At 56.2% G+C, this 20,426-nt stretch carries 10 protein-coding genes and 11 pseudogenes; 14 read left to right on the top strand and 7 right to left on the bottom strand.

Annotation, left to right across the window (positions count from 1 at the left end; genetic code table 11):
* Positions 1-61: 61 nt before the first annotated feature.
* Complete coding sequence (locus SOPEG_RS19850) at positions 62-466, top strand: fimbrial biogenesis chaperone (protein ID WP_025246640.1); 405 nt, start codon at positions 62-64, stop codon at positions 464-466.
* A 45-nt stretch (positions 467-511) separates the two neighbouring features.
* Here SOPEG_RS19850 and SOPEG_RS19840 read toward each other — a convergent pair.
* Positions 512-1,429, bottom strand: a pseudogene (locus SOPEG_RS19840) (IS5 family transposase).
* A gap of 82 nt (positions 1,430-1,511) precedes the next feature.
* Between SOPEG_RS19840 and SOPEG_RS23495 the strand changes: the two are divergent.
* The 3 genes and pseudogenes from SOPEG_RS23495 to istB (SOPEG_RS19825) all read left to right on the top strand — a co-directional run bounded on the left by SOPEG_RS23495 (position 1,512) and on the right by istB (SOPEG_RS19825) (position 4,373).
* The gene (locus SOPEG_RS23495; protein ID WP_025246638.1) at positions 1,512-1,949 is read left to right on the top strand and encodes a fimbrial biogenesis chaperone; all 438 of its coding nucleotides are present in this window, start codon (positions 1,512-1,514) and stop codon (positions 1,947-1,949) included.
* Positions 1,950-2,060: 111 nt separating this feature from the next.
* Positions 2,061-3,612 (top strand): annotated as a pseudogene (gene istA / locus SOPEG_RS19830) (IS21-like element ISSoEn3 family transposase).
* Between the two features lie 11 nt (positions 3,613-3,623).
* Positions 3,624-4,373 (top strand): annotated as a pseudogene (gene istB / locus SOPEG_RS19825) (IS21-like element ISSoEn3 family helper ATPase IstB).
* Positions 4,374-4,508: 135 nt separating this feature from the next.
* Here istB (SOPEG_RS19825) and SOPEG_RS19820 read toward each other — a convergent pair.
* Positions 4,509-5,717: an IS256-like element ISSoEn2 family transposase gene (locus tag SOPEG_RS19820; RefSeq protein WP_025246636.1), complete on the bottom strand. Its 1,209-nt coding sequence runs from the start codon at positions 5,715-5,717 to the stop codon at positions 4,509-4,511.
* 24 nt (positions 5,718-5,741) lie between these two features.
* On the opposite strand from SOPEG_RS19820, the gene SOPEG_RS19815 reads away from it, so the two are divergent.
* The 3 genes from SOPEG_RS19815 (at position 5,742) to budC (ending at position 7,519) form a co-directional block, all read left to right on the top strand.
* On the top strand, positions 5,742-6,116 hold the full coding sequence (locus SOPEG_RS19815) for a Dabb family protein (RefSeq protein WP_081743074.1): 375 nt from the start codon (positions 5,742-5,744) through the stop codon (positions 6,114-6,116).
* Entirely contained in the window at positions 6,106-6,576 is a 471-nt protein-coding gene (locus SOPEG_RS23490; RefSeq protein ID WP_025246634.1) for a DUF1349 domain-containing protein, read from the top strand. The genes SOPEG_RS19815 and SOPEG_RS23490 overlap by 11 nt, the downstream gene beginning before the upstream one ends.
* A 175-nt stretch (positions 6,577-6,751) precedes the next feature.
* Entirely contained in the window at positions 6,752-7,519 is a 768-nt protein-coding gene (budC, locus tag SOPEG_RS19805) for a meso-2,3-butanediol dehydrogenase (protein ID WP_025246633.1), read from the top strand.
* 272 nt (positions 7,520-7,791) lie between these two features.
* On the opposite strand, the pseudogene SOPEG_RS25525 reads toward budC, so the two are convergent.
* Positions 7,792-7,908 (bottom strand): annotated as a pseudogene (locus tag SOPEG_RS25525) (MFS transporter); the annotation flags it as partial.
* 78 nt (positions 7,909-7,986) lie between these two features.
* Between SOPEG_RS25525 and SOPEG_RS19795 the strand changes: the two are divergent.
* Positions 7,987-9,196 (top strand): annotated as a pseudogene (locus SOPEG_RS19795) (IS256-like element ISSoEn2 family transposase).
* 128 nt (positions 9,197-9,324) lie between these two features.
* Here the strand turns inward: SOPEG_RS19795 and istB (SOPEG_RS19790) are convergent.
* From istB (SOPEG_RS19790) to SOPEG_RS26770, 3 genes and pseudogenes are all read right to left on the bottom strand, one after another.
* A complete protein-coding gene (istB, locus tag SOPEG_RS19790; protein ID WP_025246632.1) occupies positions 9,325-10,074 on the bottom strand; it encodes an IS21-like element ISSoEn3 family helper ATPase IstB in 750 nt (249 codons plus the stop codon).
* Positions 10,075-10,085: 11 nt separating this feature from the next.
* Positions 10,086-11,640: pseudogene (gene istA, locus SOPEG_RS19785) on the bottom strand (IS21 family transposase).
* 107 nt (positions 11,641-11,747) lie between these two features.
* A pseudogene (locus SOPEG_RS26770) lies at positions 11,748-12,354 on the bottom strand (UTRA domain-containing protein); the annotation flags it as partial.
* 197 nt (positions 12,355-12,551) lie between these two features.
* Between SOPEG_RS26770 and SOPEG_RS19775 the strand changes: the two are divergent.
* From SOPEG_RS19775 to SOPEG_RS23475, 6 genes and pseudogenes are all read left to right on the top strand, one after another.
* Positions 12,552-13,553, top strand: coding sequence for an ABC transporter substrate-binding protein (locus tag SOPEG_RS19775; RefSeq protein ID WP_025246631.1), 1,002 nt, complete (start codon positions 12,552-12,554; stop codon positions 13,551-13,553).
* A 168-nt stretch (positions 13,554-13,721) separates the two neighbouring features.
* Positions 13,722-14,517 (top strand): annotated as a pseudogene (locus SOPEG_RS19770) (alkaline phosphatase family protein).
* The gene (locus SOPEG_RS19765) at positions 14,514-15,335 is read left to right on the top strand and encodes an ABC transporter permease (RefSeq protein ID WP_025246630.1); all 822 of its coding nucleotides are present in this window, start codon (positions 14,514-14,516) and stop codon (positions 15,333-15,335) included. Before SOPEG_RS19770 ends, SOPEG_RS19765 begins: the two are co-directional and overlap by 4 nt.
* Positions 15,336-15,353: 18 nt before the next feature.
* A pseudogene (locus SOPEG_RS19760) lies at positions 15,354-16,142 on the top strand (ABC transporter permease).
* 2 nt (positions 16,143-16,144) lie between these two features.
* Complete coding sequence (locus SOPEG_RS19755; RefSeq protein ID WP_025246629.1) at positions 16,145-17,137, top strand: ABC transporter ATP-binding protein; 993 nt, start codon at positions 16,145-16,147, stop codon at positions 17,135-17,137.
* Positions 17,138-17,219: 82 nt separating this feature from the next.
* Positions 17,220-18,864, top strand: a pseudogene (locus SOPEG_RS23475) (Na/Pi cotransporter family protein).
* A 201-nt stretch (positions 18,865-19,065) separates the two neighbouring features.
* Here SOPEG_RS23475 and SOPEG_RS19740 read toward each other — a convergent pair.
* Positions 19,066-20,335, bottom strand: a pseudogene (locus SOPEG_RS19740) (lysine-sensitive aspartokinase 3); the annotation flags it as partial.
* Positions 20,336-20,426 lie beyond the last annotated feature (91 nt).

Below are 20,426 nucleotides of genomic sequence, written 5' to 3'. Positions count from 1 at the left end.
TTACTCTTACCCTCCGGTTTACCTCTACATGTAGTCACTCCATCTAAAACGGTGAGATATTATGTCTATCTTTTTTCGTCGACTCGGTGGCGTTATTCTGCCGGTCATGCTGTTAGCTACGCCTTTATTCTCAGCCAAAGCCGCATTGATCCTCGACGGCACGCGGTTGATTTTCCCCGCCGGCGAACAATCCGCCTCCATCGTGGTAGAAAACCCTACCGATGATGATTATTTGATGCAAAGTTGGCTGGAGAACAGCGCGGGCAAACCACAAGAAAATCTGATGGTGGAGCCGCCGGTAGCGCAAATAAAAGCGCACCATAAAGTCACGCTGCGTATAAATGTTGTGGATCCCAAAGTGCGTCAAGGCAGCAGCGAGAAATTATTTTGGCTTAACGTGAAAGAAATCCCCAAAGTTGATACTAATGATGCCAGCTCCGACTTACTGCTAGCGACGCTTTGTTGAATAAATCCGAAATTTGTGACGACTTCCTCCCTATCAGGGCGATTGTTACATGATGCGGACGCTGTTTGGCATTCCTAACAGCGTGATCCGGTTAAGCGCTTTGACCATTGCCATAGCCTCACCTACCTGCGCGTCATAGTCATGCAGACTCAGATGACCACCCAGAAGTGTTTTAAACCGGAACATGGCCGTTTCAGCCAGTGAACGCCGGTGATAACCTACTTTCTTTTTTCAGGTATCGTTATTGCCGCTCAGATGCTGATTTGCCACCGCATGGTTACGCTCATGGTATCGAGCTGGCCAATATTGCGCACCACTTCGCGGTGGGATAAGCGGCTTTATTTTTTTCCTCAGCAGAGCATCATGACAGTAACGCGTATCGTAAGCACTGTCAGCCGACGCTTCCCTGATTTTCCGGTGGGTTTGGTTAATCAGCCCGGGCAGCGCCTGCGCATCTGTCGTACCGCTTAGCGATAAATCGGCACAGATAATTTCATGTGTCGCGCTATCTACTGCCAGATGAAGCTTGCGCCATACTCTGCGCCTCTCAGCCCCATGCTGCCTGACTTTCCATTCGCCTTCGCCGAAGATTTTCAGGCCGGTGCCATCGATGACCAGGTGTGCGCCGCGGGTTGGCGTTTTTATGCTGATGTCGACGGTTTTTGCTCGCCGGCTGACCAGAGAGTAATCTGGGCAGCGCAGCGACAGCCCCATCAGTTTAAAAATTGCGTCAACGAAACCCTGTAACGCCCGGAGCGAAAGGTTAAACACGCGCTTTATCATCAGAACCGTGGTAATGGCCATATCGGTGTAGTGAAGCGGCCGGCCACGATGTTCAGGTGGTGTACTCTCAGTCCATGCAGCAATGGCTGACTCATCAAGCCATACTGTCAGGTCCCTCCGCTGCCTGAGCGCATTGTTGTATGCGGGCCAGTTGGTAATTTTAAACTTTTGCTTTGCCATGGGGACCTGATGTTGAAACGAATGTAGTGATCAGAGCCGCCAGTCACCTAAAAGTTCGATTTATTCAACAAAGCCGCTAGCGATGCAGACGCGCATTAAACCCTTTTTCCGGCCGCAAGGGGTTGCCGCGGATAGAGGCGATGCCTGGAAAAAGCTCGAATGGTTTTATCAAAGTGGGAAATTAACGGTTAAGAACCCAACGCCCTATTTTATCACGGTGAATAAAGCGCTGGCAGACGGCCAACAAGCATTAACCATCGATATGGTCGCGCCTTTTACCAGCGAAGCGTTACCCCGTAAAAATCAAAACGTCACCAGAGCGGCAAAGTCATTTATGACACCCTGGCAAATTTTAGCGATATCAGTGAGAAGGTTTCATCGGCAGTGCGGTGAAATCATTAAAATAAAGGTATGTGAAGATGAAAAAATTAACTGTTTTGACAGGGGCGATGATGATGGCAGGCGGTATTTCTTCCGCAACAGCGGGTACCTGCTGGTTCCGGTCACATCCGATCACTGATTCCGATTTCACCCGATCACTGATTCCGGTCGCCCGATCAGCGATTCCGATTCTGTCCGATCGCTCATCTTCTGTTCCGCCATACTCTGGAGACTTTTAGCTTCCGGGGGCATGGCACGTAAAAAGAAGAAAGCGAGAACGGAAATATGCATCTATATTAATGTGTTACGTATGAAATTCGAGCAGCGTCGCTCGAATCGCACTATCGCAGCAGCGCTCGGCATAGGCTGTACTACCGTGCACGATATCCTCGGCCGATTCACGGTAGCTAACCTGGTCTGGCCATTGCCGGCGGAACTGTCCCCCCGTCGACCTCGACCGCCTGCTCTATCCCGGCAAATCCGGAAAAGTTATCAATACCTTACCCAGCTGGCTTGATATCGATACCGAGTTAAGCCGCAAGGGCATGACCAAGCAGCTGCTCTGGATGGAATATCAGTCCGCCGTGGGCGGTGATGCCCTCGGTTACTCACAGTTTTGTGCACTGTTCCGTGACTGGAAAAAGAAGCAGCGGCGTTCCATGCGCATGGAGCACAAGGCTGGCGAAAAGCTCTTCATCGACTTCTGTGGCCCCACCGTACCTATCGTCAACCCTGCGACCGGTAGCGTACGCCAGGTCGCTATCTTCGTCGCTGCCATGGGCGTGTCAGGCTATGCGTATATCGAAGCCTGCGAAGGCCAGGACATGGCATCGTGGCTCAACGCCAATAGCCGCTGCCTGCACTTCATGGGTGGGGTTCCGGAGCTGATGATACCTGATAATCTGCGCAGCGCTGTCAGCACCCCTGACCGCTATGAGCCGGTCATAAACCAGAGCTACCAGGCGCTGGCAAATCACTATGAGACAGTGGTGCTACCGGCACGCCCGAAAAAACCGAAAGACAAGGCGAAGGCAGAATTAACTGTGCAGCTGGTAGAACGCTGGGTTTTGGCCCGGTTGCGTAAACGTAGGTTCTACTCGCTGGCCGAACTCAACCAGGTGATACGAGAACTCAATCATGAGTTGAATTTGCGCCCGATGCGTCATTACGGCGGACAAAGTCGCCTTGAACGCTTCGAGCAGCTGGACAAACCGGCTCTTGGGCCTCTACCGCCCACACAATGGGAATACAGTGAGTATCTCGTTGCCCGAGTGGGACCTGATTACCACATAGACTACGGCAAAAACTGGTACTCGGTGCCGCATCCGCTGGTTGGCGAGCGCGTTGACGTCATCGCCACCCAACGGCTGGTGCAAATCCACCATAAGGGCGTCTGCGTGGCTACGCACCCTCGCAGCGATAACGCCTATAGGCACACGACTCAGGCGGCGCACATGCCGGCTAACCATAAGGGGCAGAGTCAGTGGACGCCGGAAAGGCTGTGCAGTTGGGCGCTGTCGGTGGGTGTGTGCACACTGAAAGTGGTCGAGTCCATCCAAAAGAGCAAAGCCCATCCGGAGCAGGCTTACCGCTCCGTGCTGGGACTACTCAATCTGCAACGGCGCTATGAGACGACGCGACTGGAGAAGGCCTGCTCGCTGGCGTTGGAGAAAGGGTGCATTAACCGCTCTTTCATAGCCAACGTATTGAAACACGGTCGTGAAAGTGAGGTCACCCAGGACGGAGCCGGCGTATCAATGCTGGTTCACGAAAACCTCCGAGGTCCGGACAGTTATTACTAAGGAGAATAAATATGGATACACTGTTAATGGCTCTGCGAGAGCTGAAGTTGTCGGCAATGGTCCAGGCGTTGGAGACGCAACGCGAACTCCCGGGGAGTTATGGGGAGCTGGGGTTCGAAGAGCGGTTGTCGCTGATGGTAGAAGCGGAAAATTTGCATAGAAAAAATAACCACATATGCCGTATGCGACGGTAATCGCAAATGCGCTTGCAGGCAAAACCGGAAGATATCCGCTATATCCCTAGCCGAGGAGTGACACCGGAACAGATGCGAGATCTGTTAGGGGGACAATATCTGAAATATCAGAAAAGCATACTCATCACGGGGCCGACAGGTACGGGCAAAACCTGGCTCAGTTGTGCGCTTGGTGAGCAGGCATGCCGGCAGCAATATAGCGTGCGTTACTGGCGAGTGGGTCGGTTGCTGGCCCATCTTCACCAGTGTAAGGTAGACGGGACCTATCTAAAACAACTTAAGCAGTTAGAAAAAATAGAGTTACTGATCTTGGACGACGTGGGCCTAGAATCAATAAGTCCGATGCAGGCAACGATGCTGTTGGAGGTGATGGAAGATCGCTACGACAAAAGCAGCAGAATCCTGATCAGTCAACTGCCGGTGAAAAAATGGTATGGACTGATAGAAAACCCCACGACAGCTGACGCGTTACTCGATCGGTTAGTACACCCCAGCTATAGACTGGAACTTAAAGGCGAATCACCACGCAAAGAGCAAGGAGTAGCCAGCACAGGAAAAATAGACTAAACCCGAGTCAGAAGATGAGCGAACACGTGATCGAATATCACTGGAATGGGTGATCGGAAAATATCAGAATAACTGATCGGATGTCGCCGGAACAGCTGATCGACCCTGTACACGATTCTGTGTAAATGCCTTTTCTCAGAAGTGACCGTCCAGGCGTTCACCGAACTCGATAATAAAGCGGCTCATTGCCATGCGCCAGTCCCTCAAAGGCATTGTCCATTTCTGTGAGGCCGCCTGTATCGCCAGCCACACCACCTTTTTCACTGCGTCGTCGGTCGGGAACACCTTGCGCTTTTTGATGGCATGCCGGATCACGCTGTTTAACGACTCGATGGCGTTGGTCGTGTAGATCACCTTGCGGATGTCCGTTGGGTAGGCAAAGAACGTGGCCAGATTGGCCCAGTTTGCCTGCCAGCTTCGACTTATTTGCGGGTAGCGGATGTCCCAGGCACTGGAGAACGCTTCCAGCGCCTGCAAGCCGGCTTCTTCCGTAGGGGCCTGATAGATAGCTTTCAGGTCGCGGGTGACGGCCTTGTAGTCCTTCCAGGAGACGAACCGCAGGCTGTTGCGCACCATATGTACGATACACAGCTGGAGCCGCGCCTCCGGATACACCGCGTTAATAGCGTCAGGGAAACCTTTCAGCCCGTCTACGCAGGCGATAAGGATATCGTTCAGGCCGCGGTTTTTCAGCTCTGTCAGCACGTTCAGCCAGAACTTTGCGCCTTCATTTTCGGCCAGCCACATACCTAGCAACTCTTTCTGGCCTTCGATGTTGATGCCCAGCGCCAGGAACACAGATTTGTTGATGATGCGGCTGTCCTGCCGGACTTTTAGAACGATACAGTCAAGATAAACAATGGGATAGACTGCATCCAGAGGCCGGTTTTGCCATTCGACAACCTGCTCCATGACCGCATCGGTGACCTTTGAGACCAGCGCCGGCGAGACATCGGCGTCATACAGCTCTTTGAACGCGGCGGCGATCTCGCGGGTGGTCATCCCTTTGGCGTACAACGATAAAATCTGGTTATCCATCCCGGTAATCCGGGTCTGGTTCTTCTTCACCAGTTGCGGTTCAAAGAAACCGTCACGATCGCGCGGAGTACGCAGCGCCAGCGGGCCATCGCCAGTGGTAACGGTTTTTGTGGAATAGCCGTTGCGGGCGTTGGTCCCCGGTTTAGGCTGATTTTTATCGTAGCCGAGGTGATGGGTCATTTCGGCATTGAGAGCTGCTTCGACGCTAATTTTTTTCAGCCGCCGATCGAAGTGACTGAGATCTTCAGGGGTTTTGAGATTTTTGGCCAGTTCGTTAGCCAGAGCCTGCAACTGTTTTTCGTCCATAAATTAACCTGTTTTTGATGTTGGATTGAACATATCAAAATCAGGCAAATACACAAATTTCTAAACAGGCTCGAGCACAACGTCTTTTTGCAATTCCGTCAGGATGCATCACAAGAAACGATTCAGTCTGTCGCCAAAGCGCTACTGGATATGGTGACGCATATCCCGAGCATCAAACGCGCGCGCTGGTACGACAATCTTAGCCGTGAGCAGCGCGATAAAGGCTTCCACCATATGATAGCGCTTTGGTTAGAGGATAGGTCGGCGCTTGAGGCCTATTTGGCGCATCCCCATCATCAATCGGTCAGCGACGATATCCTGTTACCGGCCTTGGCGCAAGGTGTCGAGTCGCTGCTGGTTTTCGATCGCCGGGCGGAGGACGGTACCGATGGTCGCTGAGGCCTTTACCCTTCGTCCGCCCGATAGCCGTATGGTGGCGCTCAATCCTGCCGGCAAAATGTTCATCGGGCCGTCGGGGGTGTCGATATGCCCGGCCGCCGGCACCGATTTCTGGCGACAGACTTGGTTTGGTCATAACGCCGACAATGGACATGCGCTGCTGAGCGAATTTCGCGGCGACGCCGAGCTTTGCGCCTGCGTTCATTTCCGGCCGCGCCATTGTTATGACCAGGCCGGGCTGATGGTCCGACTGTCCGCCGACGATTGGATCAAATTTTGCGCGGAACGCGAGCCGGATAATGCCACTTGGCTCGGCGTGGCGGCGACGCGCGCGGGGTTGTCCGACTGGTCGGGGATGGAGTGGCCGGGGGGCAGACCCAGCGGCTATTTTTCAAAATCAGTCTGCGCCAGGAGGCGCTGGTGCTCTCGGCCGGCGGATCGGACGGTTGTCTGCGGGTAGTGCGGATTTTTGCCCCTTTCCCGTTGGTCGTGCGCCGTTGCTGTGGGGCGTTTACGCCGCCTGTCCGGATAAAGCAGGGCTGGTCGCCCGCTTTAGTGGTATCAAACTGCAGGCTGCCGGAAGCGAAGCCTGCGTCAGCTAGTTAAAGGAGTTACAACCCAAAGGAGTGTCAACCATGCGTTTTCAGCGGAAAGTAGTGGTAGTGACCGGTGCGTCCAGCGGTATCGGCGCGGCGGCGGTGGAGCGTTTCGCCCAGGAAGGTGCGACGGTGGTGCTGGTCAGCCGCCAACTGCATAAACTACAGCGCGTGGCCGCGCGACTGGCGCCCGACCGGCATATGGTGGTGCAGGCGGATGTGGCCGACAGGCAGGCGGTGGAATCCATGATAGGCCAGGTGATGGGGCGCTATGCCCGCATAGATGTGCTGGTGAATAATGCAGGGGTGCAGATACCTGGAACCGTGTTGCAAAGCGGCCTAGACAACTGGCATAAGGTGGCCTCGGTCAATATTGACGGCGTTCTCGCCTGTTCGACGTTGGCGCTGCCGCATCTTATCGCCAGCCGCGGCTGCATTGTCAATAATGTCTCGGTATCGGGGCTAGGCGGCGATTGGGGCGGCGCGCATTATTGCGCCGCCAAGAGCGCGGTGGTGAATCTCACCCGCGCTATGGCGCTTGACCATGCCGCCGACGGCGTACGGGTGAATTCCGTGTGCCCCAGCCTGGTAATGACCGGTATGACGGCGGGTTTCGCCGCTGAAACCTGTGAGAAGTTTTATCAGCGTATCCCTATGGAGCGTGCAGGGGAGGCCAGTGAGGTCGCTTCCGCGATGGCCTTTTTGGCCATCGATGACGCCAGTTTTATCACCGGCGTCAACCTGCTGGTAGACGGCGGCGTCACCGCGTCCGACGGACAGCTCCGCCTGCCGGCGGACGCGTTTTAAACGCCCGGTTTCGCCGTCGCGGGCGTGGCGGAAAGGGGCGATAGACTCCTTACCGTGTACCTGGCGTGTTCTGGACGAGGCGGCGGCTCCCGCAGGATGCCGGAAGCCTGGGCTTAACGCCGCATGCGGGATACCGACGGCGTAGGCTTTACGCCGCGTGCGGCTGGCTTTAGCGGTAACACCTCGCCGCCGGGGCAAGGCTAAGAGGGTTTCTCGCCGACATCGCAGCGTCTGCGCGGCAGACAGCGATGTTGCGTCTCTCCACGGCGCTGCTATTCAGCCTCAACGCTAACGTGCAGGGCGTCATAGCGCCAATATTCCAGATCGCAATCGATAATGCGGCCATGCTGGTCGCGATTGATGCGGGTAATAAACAGCGCCGGGCTGTTTTCCGCGAGCCTGTTTAGAAATTTGTGTATTTGCCTGATTTTGATATGTTCAATCCAACATCAAAAACAGGTTAATTTATGGACGAAAAACAGTTGCAGGCTCTGGCTAACGAACTGGCCAAAAATCTCAAAACCCCTGAAGATCTCAGTCACTTCGATCGGCTGCTGAAAAAAATCAGCGTCGAAGCAGCTCTCAATGCCGAAATGACCCATCACCTCGGCTACGATAAAAATCAGCCTAAACCGGGGACCAACGCCCGCAACGGCTATTCCACAAAAACCGTTACCACTGGCGATGGCCCGCTGGCGCTGCGTACTCCGCGCGATCGTGACGGTTTCCTTTGAACCGCAACTGGTGAAGAAGAACCAGACCCGGATTACCGGGATGGATAACCAGATTTTATCGTTGTACGCCAAAGGGATGACCACCCGCGAGATCGCCGCCGCGTTCAAAGAGCTGTATGACGCCGATGTCTCGCCGGCGCTGGTCTCAAAGGTCACCGATGCGGTCATGGAGCAGGTTGTCGAATGGCAAAACCGGCCTCTGGATGCAGTCTATCCCATTGTTTATCTTGACTGTATCGTTCTAAAAGTCCGGCAGGACAGCCGCATCATCAACAAATCTGTGTTCCTGGCGCTGGGCATCAACATCGAAGGCCAGAAAGAGTTGCTAGGTATGTGGCTGGCCGAAAATGAAGGCGCAAAGTTCTGGCTGAACGTGCTGACAGAGCTGAAAAACCGCGGCCTGAACGATATCCTTATCGCCTGCGTAGACGGGCTGAAAGGTTTCCCTGACGCTATTAACGCGGTGTATCCGGAGGCGCGGCTCCAGCTGTGTATCGTACATATGGTGCGCAACAGCCTGCGGTTCGTCTCCTGGAAGGACTACAAGGCCGTCACCCGCGACCTGAAAGCTATCTATCAGGCCCCTACGGAAGAAGCCGGCTTGCAGGCGCTGGAAGCGTTCTCCAGTGCCTGGGACATCCGCTACCCGCAAATAAGTCGAAGCTGGCAGGCAAACTGGGCCAATCTGGCCACGTTCTTTGCCTACCCAACGGACATCCGCAAGGTGATCTACACGACCAACGCCATCGAGTCGTTAAACAGCGTGATCCGGCATGCCATCAAAAAGCGCAAGGTGTTCCCGACCGACGACGCAGTGAAAAAGGTGGTGTGGCTGGCGATACAGGCGGCCTCACAGAAATGGACAATGCCTTTGAGGGACTGGCGCATGGCAATGAGCCGCTTTATTATCGAGTTCGGTGACCGCCTGGACGGTCACTTCTGAGAAAAGGCATTTACACAGAATCGTGTACAGGGTCCAGAATCGTGTACAGGGTCTCTTATTCCCGATATTTTCCGATCACCCATTCCAGTGATATTCGATCACGTGTTCGCTCATCTTCTGACCCGGGTTTAGTCTATTTTTCCTGTGCTGGCTACTCCTTGCACTTTGCGTAGTGATTCACCTTTAAGTTCCAGTCTATAGCTGGGGTGTACTAACCGATCGAGTAACGCGTCAGCTATCGTGGGGTTTTCTATCAGTCCATACCATTTTTTCACCGGCAGTTGACTGATCAGGATGCTGCTGCTTTTGTCGTAGCGATCTTCCATCACCTCCAACAGTATCGTTGCCTGCATCGGACTTATTGATTCTAGGCCCACGTCGTCCAAGATCAGTAACTCTATTTTTTCTAACTGCTTAAGCTGTTTTAGATAGGTCCCGTCTACCTGACACTGGTGAAGATGGGCCAGCAACCGACCCACTCGCCAGTAACGCACGCTATATTGCTGCCGGCATGCCTGCTCACCAAGCGCACAACTGAGCCAGGTTTTGCCCGTACCTGTCGGCCCCGTGATGAGTATGCTTTTCTGATATTTCAAATATTGTCCCCCTAGCAGATCTCGCATCTGTTCCGGTGTCACTCCTCGGCTAGGGATATAGCGAATATCTTCCGGTTTTGCCTGCAAGCGCATTTGCGATTGCCGTCGAATACGGCATATGTAGTTATTTTTTCTATGCAAATTTTCCGCTTCTACCATCAGCGACAACCGCTCCTCGAACCCCAGCTCCCCATAACTCCCCGGGAGTTCGCGTTGCGTCTCCAACGCCTGTACCATTGCCGACAACTTCAGCTCTCGCAGAGCCATTAACAGTGTATCCATATTTATTCTCCTTAGTGATAACTGTCCGGACCTCGGAGGTTTTCGTGAACCAGCATTGATACGCCGGCTCCGTCCTGGGTGACCTCACTTTCACGACCGTGTTTCAATACGTTGGCTATGAAAGAGCGGTTAATGCACCCTTTCTCCAACGCCAGCGCGCAGGCTTTCTCCAGTCGCGTCGTCTCATAAGCGCCGTTGCAGATTGAGTAGCCCCAGCACGGAGCGGTAAGCCTGCTCCGGATGGGCTTTGCTCTTTTGGATGGACTCGACCACTTTCAGTGTGCACACACCCACCGACAGCGCCCAACTGCACAGCCTTTCCGGCGTCCACTGACTCTACCCCTTATGGTTAGCCGGCATGTGCGCCGCCTGAGTCGTGTGCCTATAGGCGTTATCGCTGCGAGGGTGCGTAGCCACGCAGACGCCCTTATGGTGGATTTGCACCAGCCGTTGGGTGGCGATGACGTCAACGCGTACGCCAACCAGCGGATGCGGCACCGAGTACCAGTTTTTGCCGTAGTCTATGTGGTAATCAGGTCCCACTCGGGCAACGAGATACTCACTGTATTCCCATTGTGTGGGCGGTAGAGGCCCAAGAGCCGGTTTGTCCAGCTGCTCGAAGCGTTCAAGGCGACTTTGTCCGCCGTAATGACGCATCGGGCGCAGATTCAACTCATGATTGAGTTCTCGTATCACCTGGTTGAGTTCGGCCAGCGAGTAGAACCTACGTTTACGCAACCGGGCCAAAACCCAGCGTTCTACCAGCTGCACAGTTGATTCTGCCTTCGCCTTGTCTTTCGGTTTTCTCGGGCGCGTCGGTAGCACCACTGTCTCATAGTGATTTGCCAGCGCCTGGTAGCTCTGGTTTATGACCGGCTCATAGCGGTCAGGGGTGCTGACAGCGCTGCGCAGATTATCAGGTATCATCAGCTCCGGAACCCCACCCATGAAGTGCAGGCAGCGGCTATTGGCGTTGAGCCACGATGCCATGTCCTGGCCTTCGCAGGCTTCGATATACGCATAGCCTGACACGCCCATGGCAACGACGAAGATAGCGACCTGGCGTACGCTGCCGGTCGCAGGGTTGACGATAATAGGTACGGTGGGGCCACAGAAGTCGATGAAGAGCTTTTCGCCAGCCTTGTGCTCCATGCGCATGGAACGCCGCTGCTTCTTTTTCCAGTCACGGAACAGTGCACAAAACTGTGAGTAACCGAGGGCATCACCGCCCACGGCGGATTGATATTCCATCCAGAGCAGCTGCTTGGTCATGCCCTTGCGGCTTAACTCGGTATCGATATCAAGCCATCTGGGTAAGGTATTGATAACTTTTCCGGATTTGCCGGGATAGAGCAGGCGGTCGAGGTCGACGGGGGACAGTTCCGCCGGCAATGGTCAGACCAGGTTAGCTACCGTGAATCGGCCTAGGATATCGTGCACGGTAGTACAGCCTATGCCGAGCGCTGCTGCGATAGTGCGATTCGAGCGGCGCTGCTCGAATTTCATACGTAACACATTAATATAGATGCACATTTCCGTTCTCGCTTTCTTCTTTTTACGTGCCATGCCCCCGGAAGCTAAAAGTCTCCAGAGTATGGCGGAACAGAAGATGAGCGATCGGACAGAATCGGAATCGCTGATCGGGCGACCGGAATCAGTGATCGGATGTGACCGGAACCAGCAGCCGTCGGAAAGGTGGTCGGGCACATATCGAAGCGCACCCTGCCATAGCGGATATCATAATGGTTGGCGTACAGCTCGGTCAGCGAGGCGGTGAGGTCCTGCTGCAAAATCGCCGGGAAATAGGCCGGGTTCAGATAATGCTCTACATACAGTACCGCCCGGCCATCGATCCGCCGCACCCGGCGGATGCGGTAAACTCTGGCGGCCGGCGGCAGCGCGAGCAGGCTACAGAGTGTTGCCGGTACCTCCACCTCACGTGCGTCCAGCACCAGCGTGGCAGGGCGCCCGCCCCTGCTCGCGCGCCATGGCGTGAAAGTGGCTGCGCTGCAGCGGGTTATACACCACCCGCGGCGGGCTGACGAACCAGCCGCGCCGCTCTTCGCGATAAATCATACCTCTCGCCTCCAATTGCCCGAGCGCTTCACGTAGCGTGATGTGGGTGGTGGCAAAGTGCGCGCTCATCATCCGCTCCGCCGGCAGACGATCGTTATGGCCCAACCGACCGGCATCTATCCAGTCGGCGATGGTCTGGCAGATAGCATCCACCGTCCTGTAGCGCGCGCTTTCCTCGGCCGGGGAGGCTTTATCAGAGGGCATGTTTATCACAGGTTTTCCTGTTTTCAGTGCAGCTATTTTCGCCAGCAGCGGCGGTATGAACGAAGACCATAACAAAAAAACGCCGGTAAGGGTTGCTGTCATTAAATATTCATCCAGCTGGGGTAGATTGGCGTAGTTCTTGCTGGACTAGACCAGTAGGGCCAGGCATTTTCATCCTCATATGCGGAGCTTCAGCTATGAAATATTTGTACGCTTCTGTGTTAACGACAGCGCTGGAGCAGGCGGCGCGTCAGGAAGGACAAGTCATGAGCGTCGGCATGCCCGATTCGTGGGCAAACTGGAAACAGACCTGGCAGGATTTGGCCAGCCAGTATCAGATACAGCACAGCGATACGGATATGAGTTCCGCGCAGAAAATCGCCAAATTCTTGGCGGAAAAGAATAACGCCAGCGCCGATATCGGCGTCTCCTTCGCCCCGCTGGCGGTACAAAAAGGAGTGATGCAGCCCTATAAACCCAGCACTTGGGATCAGATCCCCGTCTGGGCGAAAGATAAAGAGGGGCAGTGGGCGGTGGCTTACACCGGCACGATTGCGTTTATCGTCAATAAGCAGACGGTGAAAACTATTCCCCATAGCTGGGCGGATCTGTTGAAGGGCGATTACAAAGTTGCTTTAGGGGATGTCGGCACTGCGGCGCAGGCGGTCAATGGCGTGTTGGCGGCCGCTTACGCCATGGGCGGCAACGAGACGAATCTGCAACCGGGCCTCGACTTCTTCGCCAAACTGGCCAAGGCCGGTCGGCTGGGCCTAAACGATCCCTCTATTGCCGCTCTAGAGAAGGGGGAAGTGGACGTCGGGATCATCTGGGACTTTAACGGCCTCAATTATCGCGACCAGATTGATAAAACCCGGTTTGAGGTACTGATCCCCTCCGATGGCAGCGTCTTTTCCGGTTACAGCACTATCATCAATAAATATGCCAAACATCCCAACGCCGCCAAATTCGCGCGCGAACACATCTTCTCGGACGCGGGGCAGATCAATTTGGCTCGCGGCTATGCCCGCCCGATCCGCGTTGAACGACTGACGTTGCCGGAAGACGTCAAGGCGAAACTTTTGCCCGACGAACAGTATAAAAATGCGCACCCGATAGCCGACGCCGCGGCCTGGGAAAAGAATGCCAAAGCGTTGCCGCGTCTGTGGCAGGAAAACGTCATGATGGCGATGAAACAGTAAATGACGCGGTAAATGGGATCACCCGGCCACGGGCCATCGGACATCCCCCTCCTCGCCGGTTGCGTGCCGGTGGCAGGGGGCATGAGCGCCGGCGTATTGCGCCCCGCGACGGTGTTCCACCGCGGCGGACGGCGTAATAAGCGCGGCGGACTGGTATGAGGAAGGGTAGTGAAAACAATCTTGGTGGTATTGGACGGACTGAGCTATGTGGTGGCCTATGACACCATGGGTTGCCTGCACGGCGAATGCGCCGTCGGACGTGGGCGGCTGTACTCGCTGACCTGCGAATTGCCGTCGTTATCGCGTCCGCTGTACGAATGTATTCTTACCGGCGTCCCGCCGGTGCAAAGCGGCGTGGTGCACAATGATGTCATCCGTTTGTCTCACCACCGCAGTATTTTCCATTTCGCGCGCGGCGGGGCTGACTACCGCGGCGGTGGCCTATCATTGGGTAAGCGAACTTTACAATCGCGCGCCGTTCAACGCCGCGGAAGACCGGTACACGCTGGCGCCGGCGCTGCCCATTCAATACGGGCACTTCTATCATGCGGATCATTATCCGGACTCCCATTTGTTCGAGGATGCGGAAAGCCTGCGTCTGCGCCATCAGCCGGACTTCCTGCTGATCCATCCAATGAATATCGATGACGCCGGCCATCGCCACGGCTTGTCGACGCCGCAGTACCGCAACGCCGCACGCAACGCCGATGGTTTGCTGTCGCGCTGGATGCCGGGCTGGCTGGCCGCGGGCTATCAGGTCATCGTGACCGCCGATCACGGTATGAATGACGACCGCAGCCACGGCGAAATTTTGCCTGAAGAGCGTCAGGTACCACTGTTTGTGTTCGGTGACGCCTTCAGCCTTGCTCCGGCCCGACCACAGCAAACGGAACTCTACAGCACGGTATGCCAACTGCTCGGGGTGGACCATGACAGACCGGTCTGCGGGGACTTGCTGCGATGAAGGGCAAAGGGATTGCGGCGCTGGTGCCGTTTGCGTTGCTGTTTACCGCATTTCAGATAGCGCCGTTGGTGTGGATGGTTATTGGCAGTTTCATGAGCGATCTCGACGGCTGGGGTCTTGGCAACTATCGCACCATTTTCAGCTCGCCGTTTTATCGCCAGGCCATGCAGTTCTCCTTACAATTGACGTTTTCCTCCAGCCTGTGCGGCCTGCTCATCGCCACCGGCGCCAGCTACTACCTGCACCGGCTGGGGATTTCGCGCCTGCGCGACGGCGCCATCGCCTTTACCAACATGACCAGCAACTTCACCGGCGTGTCGCTGGCCTTCGCCTTTATTATTCTGCTGGGCGCCAACGGCTGCGTCACCCTGCTGCTGCGCCGCTATGGCTGGATGACGGATTTTAGCCTGTATTCAAAAACCGGGTTGACGGTGCTCTATACCTATTTTCAGATCCCGCTGGGCGTGCTGCTGCTGTATCCCGCTTTCGGCGCGTGGCGCGAGTCCGCGGCGCTCTTGGGCGCGAGCCGCCTGCGTTTCTGGCTGCATATCGGTTTGCCGGTATTGACGCCGGCGCTCCTGGGCACCTTTGTTATCCTGCTGGCCAATGCGCTCGGGGCCTATGCCACCCTCTTTGCGCTCACCACCAGTAATTACAACATCATTCCGATCCGCATTTCGGCGCTGGTGGCAGGGGATCTCGATCTCGACCCGTACTTGGTCAGCGCGCTGGGAATGGTGCTGGTGGCGTTGATGGTATTAATAACGTTGGCGCATCAACTGTTGGTACGCCGCAGCTATATCCGCGCCCGCCCCTAAAGGCGCGAGGAGAAAGGTATGAGTCAGGCCGAATTACTTTGGCATCGCGGCGTGGTGGCCTTGCTGCTGGTGGTACTGTTATTGCCGCTGGCGGCAACGCTGGTTTATGCTCTCAGCACCACCTGGGGGGCGACGATTCTGCCGCAGGGTTTTCAGCTTAAATGGTTTACGGATCTGTGGCGTGACCCGCGATTTTTGGCGGCGCTGGAGCACTCTTTGCTCATTTGCCTGGGGGCGCTGCTGCTGTCGGTGCTGCTGGTGCTGCCGGTGATTTTCGTTATCGCCTATTATTTCCCCTGGCTGGACGGAGTAATGAACATCTTGATCCTGCTGCCGTTCGCCGTGCCGCCGGTCGTCTCATCGGTAGGACTGCTGCAACTCTATTCCGATATGGCCCGCTGGCGCTGACCGGCACCCCCTGGATCTTGGTCTGCTGCTATTTCACGCTAATGCTGCCGTTTATTTATCGCGCCGTGAATAACAACTTGCAGGCGATCAATCTGCGCGACTTGATGGATGCGGCGCATTTTCTGGGCGCCAGCACCGCTCAGGCAGCGTTGCTAGTCATCCTGCCCAATTTGCGCAAGGGCTGTATGATAGCGATGCTACTGTCATTCTCCTTTCTTAATCGGCGAGTTTGTCTTCGCCAATCTGTTAGTGGGTAATCGCTACGAAACCCTGCAGGTCTATCTCTACAATATGCGCAACGGCAGCGGTCATTTCACCAGCGCGCTGGTCATTTCTTATTTTGTGGTGGTGCTGCTGTTGACATTGCTGGCCAATGCCCTCGGCAGGGAAAAGGAGTAAACATGGCGTATTTGACGGTTAAGCAGCTGAATAAACAATATGGTCCGACCCAGGTGTTCACCAATATCGACTTCAGCGCCGACGAAGGCGAATTCGTCACATTGCTGGGCCCGAACGGCTGCGGGAAATCCACGCTGCTGCGCTGCCTGGCCGGTTTGACATCGGTGGACAGCGGCGAGATTATGTTGCAAGGACAGAACCTGCTGCCGCTGCTGCCGCAGCAGCGCGGTATCGGCATGGTGTTCCAAAGCTATGTGCTGATTCCCAACATGACGGTCGCGGCCAATGTCGCGTTCGGTCTGAAAATGCTGAGGCTGCCGGTCGACGTGATTCGCCAGCGAACAGATGAGGCGCTGGCGCTGGTGGAGTTGCAAACCTTCGCCCACCGCTATCCCCATCAGCTTTCCGGCGGTCAGTGCCAGAGGGTGGCGCTGGCCCGCTCGCTGGTGACCCGGCCGCGGCTATTGCTGCTCGATGAGCCGCTGTCGGCGCTGGATGCGCGCATACGCCGCTATTTGCGCGATCAAATACGCCTTATTCAGCAAGAGCTTAAATTAGCCGCCATTTTCGTTACCCACGATCAGGAAGAGGCGCTGACGCTATCCGATAGAGTGGTGCTGATGAATCAGGGCCGCATCGTTCAAAACGACAGCGCGGAAATGCTTTATATCCGGCCGGTGGACGCTTTCGCCGCCGGATTTATCGGCAATTACAATATCCTGGAGGGCGACCAGGCCAGCGCGCTGACCGGTCGTCGCTACAGCACGCGGGTGGCGATACGGCCGGAATCCATTACGCTGCTGCCGGCCGGACAAGGGATTGATGCCGTCATCCTCGGCCATAGCCTGTTGGGCAATGTCATCCGCTATCGGGTAGAATGTCGCCAGGTTTCCCTCGCGGTGGATGTTTTAAGTCGTTCTATGGCCGATCTCTATCCAAATGGCGGGCGAATTGGTCTACAGTTAGAGATATCAACACTATGCGAGGTTGCCTGATTGCGCGGCCCCATGAACCTTCTTATCAGCATCGCCGGTAGGGAGCGCCGGTATTCATCTGCAAAAGGGAGCTTCAAACCGAGTGTTAACGCTGTTACATTTTCTGTCCGCCGTGGCGTTGCTGGTATGGTGCAACCATATCGTTCGCACGGGTATCATGCGTGTCTATGGTGCCCGTCTGTGGCAGGTGCTTAGCCGCAGCGTAGAGAAAAAACCATGGCCTTTATAGCCGGTATCGGCGTGACCGCACTGGTGCAGAGCAGCAACGCCACGGCGATGCTGGTGACCTCCTTCGTGGCCCAGAAATTGGTGGCGCTGACGCCGGCGCTGGTAATTATTCTCGGTGCCGATGTGGGTACCGCCCTGATGGCGCGGGTGCTGACCTTCGATCTTTCCTGGCTGTCGCCGTTGCTTATTTTCATCGGCGTTTGTCTGTTTCTCGGCCGTAAACAATCCCGTGCCGGGCAACGGGGCCGTGTCGTTATCGGCCTGGGCTTGATTTTGCTGGCCCTGGAACTGATTGTCAGCGCCTCCACGCCCATCACGCAGGCCAGCGGCGTCAAAGTGCTGTTCTCCTCCCTTACCGGCGATATCCTGTTGGATGCGCTGACCGGGGCGTTGTTCGCCATTATCAGTTACTCCAGCCTGGCGGCGGTGCTGCTGACCGCGACCCTCTCCGCTACCGATGTCATCTCCTTCAAAGTGGCGCTGTGCCTGGCGATAGGCGCGAATCTCGGCAGCGGGATCCTGGCAATGCTTAACGCTAGAGGCCAGAACGCCGAGGGCAAACGCGTCGCCCTCGGCAGCCTGCTGTTCAAATTGATCGGCTGCCTGGTGGTGCTGCCGTTTGTCTCGCCGCTGGCGGATGCGGAATTGGTCATCTATTTCTACGTGTTCTATAATCTGTTCCGCTGTCTGGCCATGGTGCCCTTCGCCGATCATATGGCGCGGCTGTGCAGTAAGTGGATTGCCGATACGCCGATAGACGATCGCAGCGTGCGCCCGCGCCATTTGGATACCAGCGCGCTGGATACGCCCGCGCTGGCGCTGGTGAACGCCGCCCGTGAAACGCTGCGTATGGGTGACGTGGTGGAAAGCATGTTGCTGTTGCACACCGAGGTGCTGCACGGTCAGGTGGAAAAAAACCGCGAGGTACGCCGTCTGGACGACGACGTTGATGTGCTGTACACAGCCATTAAACTTTATCTGGTGCAGATCCCGAAGGAAGATCTGGACGAAGCGGATTCGCGCGCCGCTGGGCGGAAATTATTGAAATGGCGCTCAATCTAGAGCAGGCGGGGGATATTATCGAGCGCATGACGGGGGATATTGCCGCCAAATCGCTGAATGCGCGCCGGGCTTTCTCCGCCCAGGGTATGAAGGAGCTGGACACGCTGCATGAGCAGCTGATGTCAAATCTGCGCTTAAGTCTGTCGGTGTTCTTGTCAAACGATATGACCAGCGCCCGCCGCCTGCGTCGCGCCAAGCACCGCTTTCGTATTACCGACCGCCGCTATGCGCACGCCCATGTGGATTGCTTGCACCAGCAGAATGTGCAGAGTTTGGAAACCAGCTCGCTTCATTTGAGCCTGCTGGGGGATCTGAAACGGGTCAATTCGCTGTTCTGTTCAGTGGCCTATAACGTGCTGGAGCTGGACGAGGAGTCGGAAGAGGATGAGATCCGCGACCGTGACGACAACCGGCCCCCGGCCCCCGGTACGCCCTGACGGTACGGCCGGGGCCGCTGGTAGGGCGCCCCATGGCCCTCCCGCGTCATAGCGGCTTCCTGTCGCCGCGCCGGCTGGTGAGGGATAGGCAAGGCTCGGCCGTCCCCCCGCAGGGTGAAGAGGGCGGTATGCTCGCCCGTTTTCTCCTCGGTGACGGGCTAACCCATCGCCGGGCAAGTTTAGTCGAACAGTGCGCCGTGCAAGGTTCTTAACTACCTGCTCGGCGTCGCCGCCCGGCACCAGCAGGCAGAGATTATGGCTGCTGGCGCCGTAGCAAATAAGCCGGATATTGAACGGATCCAGGACGCCAAAGACCTCTTTTCCCACCCCGCAAGCCTGCGACAATTTATTGCCAATCAATGCCACCAGCGCCAGATCCTCTTCCACTTCTACCCGGCAAAGAGAGGAGAGTTCGGTCAGCAGCGCTTGCGTCAGCAGGCTTGCGCCGGTGGTGGTGGAGCCGGTGGTGTCCGAGGTGAGCGCCACGCTCACCTTCGGACGGTGGTGATAAGGTCCACCGAAATCGCGTGCCGCGCCAGAATATTAAACACCTCCGCCAGAAACCCCCGGGCGTGCAGCATGTTGAGGCTATGCAGTGTCAGCAGCGTTTGGCGCCGGCGCCGGGATCTTTACTGGAGCCGACGAACACCGGAATCGCGCTGCGCACCGCCGGCAGTAGCGTCGCCGGATGCAGAATTTTGGCGCCAAAGGTGGCCATTTCCGCCGCTTCCTCGAAACTGATTTCGTCGATGCGCTTGGCCTGCGGCACGACGCGGGGATCGGTGGTATAGATGCCGGGCACATCGGTCCATATATCGATGCGTCCCGCCTCCAGTGCTTCTCCCAGCAATGCCGCGGTATAGTCGCTACCGCCGCGGCCGAGGGTGGTAGTGCGCCCTTTTGCCTCACTGCCGATAAAGCCCTAGGTGATGATCAGCTAGCTTTCCAGGCGCGGCAGCAACAGGGTGCGCGTCTGCGCCTTGAGCATATGGCTGTCCGGCTCGGCGCGGCCAAACTGATCGTTGGTGCGCATCACTTTACGTACATCAAACCACGCCGCCGCTACGCCGCGCTGCCGTAAAACTTCCACAAACAGCAGGGTCGACATCAGCTCGCCGTGGCTGACCAACTCATCGGTCAGCGCAAGTGAGGTCGCAAGGCCCGCCGCTTCGGCCAGCATAGCGATGTTATCAATCATCCGATCGATCTCTTCGCGGATCACCGTTTGCTCGGCCAGACGGTCGATAATGCTATATTGGATGCGGCGGATTTCGTCTAGATAGTAGGCGCGACGCTCCGCTTCGTTGCCTTCCGACAACGCCACCAACACATTGGTGACGCCGGCCGAGACGGAAAGCACCACCAAATTAGCTAAGATGATATCCGCACTGCGGTTCATCGCGTCGAAATCGGCCACGCTGGTGCCGCCGAATTTGGCTACCCGCAGGGGAGCAGCAGTGTTGTTTGACATGCCTAAAAATGCCTCGTGTCAGATGCCATGGCTGGTGGCATCGGTGATATCAGACCAGGCACGAGTCAAGCGCGGGAAACAGGGAGCAGGC

It is taken from the genome of Candidatus Sodalis pierantonius str. SOPE (genome assembly GCF_000517405.1).
In the GTDB taxonomy this organism is placed as follows: domain Bacteria; phylum Pseudomonadota; class Gammaproteobacteria; order Enterobacterales; family Enterobacteriaceae; genus Sodalis_C; species Sodalis_C pierantonii.
The sequence above is the reverse complement of the archived record's forward strand: the minus strand, read 5'-3'. Positions and strand labels throughout refer to the sequence as shown.